We start from the raw sequence: 767 nt of genomic DNA, 5'->3' as shown, positions 1-767 counted from the left end.
GCGTTCAACTTTTTGGCTGATTTTGGCTCATTAAAACCAACTGCTAATTTGGCCCAAAAACATGGATTTTACGGGGAGGTGGGGTTCGATTGGGGTTGGTGTAATATAGGATGGGCGATACATTTTGGAATTTTTGATTTGGTTGTTGCCTGGCGTGTTTGGGTTTGTAATGTTGTTGCAGGTGTTTAGGTTGCATGTGTTGTTTGTTGTTTGTTGTTTGCAGTGTGTTGGTTGTTGGTGGTGTTAGGTGTTGTGGGGTGATGTTGGTTGGTGCTTTTGTGGGTGGTGGTATTATTGGTGGCACTATGTTGGTTGCTGATGTGTTGATTGTTGGTGGTGTGTATGATGTTGGTGGTGTAGGGTATGTGTTACTTGTTGTTACGTTGGTGGGGTGGTATTTTGGTGTTGCAGTGGTGTGGGGTTGTTATCAATGGGGTTGTGTGGGTGATATGGTTGGATTGTTGCGACACGATTATATTTGAGTACATTGCGTTGATTGTTAGTTATATTCCGTGACCATGATTAGTTGGCGAGTGCAGCGCAGTACCATCAACAGTCAAACATTTATTCGATATGTATGTTTATATGTTTATCTTATCTTCATAAATGTTTGATTGGGTGGTGATATGACACCTGTGCGTTGCTTGATGTGGGTGGGGTGGTTTGGATGCTTGTGCAGTATGTTGTGTTGGAATGTTGTGTTGTCTTGTTAAAATTGCGACGATAGCGTGTCCCAGAATTCGCGAAAACTCTGTTTTGGGAGGGGC

2 protein-coding genes are annotated in these 767 nt (G+C 43.0%); both read left to right on the top strand.

The features are described from left to right. The coding region (locus ACFOWX_RS13305) for a hypothetical protein (protein WP_381425110.1) at window positions 1-189 on the top strand (189 nt) is incomplete at its 5' end. Between the two features lie 68 nt (window positions 190-257). Next, window positions 258-482: a hypothetical protein gene (locus tag ACFOWX_RS13300; RefSeq protein ID WP_189136326.1), complete on the top strand. Its 225-nt coding sequence runs from the start codon at window positions 258-260 to the stop codon at window positions 480-482. Window positions 483-767 lie beyond the last annotated feature (285 nt).

Source organism: Sphingorhabdus arenilitoris (assembly GCF_042651485.1).
GTDB lineage: Bacteria > Pseudomonadota > Alphaproteobacteria > Sphingomonadales > Sphingomonadaceae > Sphingorhabdus_B > Sphingorhabdus_B arenilitoris.
Note: the sequence above shows the minus strand (reverse complement) of the source record. Positions and strands in the feature narration are given on the sequence as shown.